The sequence below is a fragment of the Pseudomonas sp. PME37.24/006 genome (genome assembly GCF_055556635.1).
In genome coordinates, this window is record NZ_JBVHNL010000324.1 from 1 (window position 1) to 229 (window position 229).

Consider the following 229-nt stretch of genomic DNA (forward strand, 5'->3'; position numbering starts at 1 on the left):
GAACACCGCGCCGACCCCGGCGAGCGCGACGCCCACCGCGCGGCGCACGCCGAGTTGCGCTTCGAGCGACCATCCCGCGACGACGAAGACCCACGCGACGAGAGCGAGCGCGACGGTCACGTAGACGATCCGGACGAACGGCAGACCCCACAGCGTGAGCCAGACCCCGTCGGGGCCGGAGAGCGAGATCGCACCGAGCGTCACGATGCAGCGCAGCACAATGGCTCCG

The 229-nt window shown here is 71.6% G+C and carries 1 protein-coding gene; it reads right to left on the reverse strand.

Translation table 11 applies throughout. The features are described from left to right. Positions 1 to 229: hypothetical protein (locus ACZ3GY_RS24915; RefSeq protein ID WP_465912513.1), on the reverse strand; the 229-nt coding region annotated here is incomplete at both ends.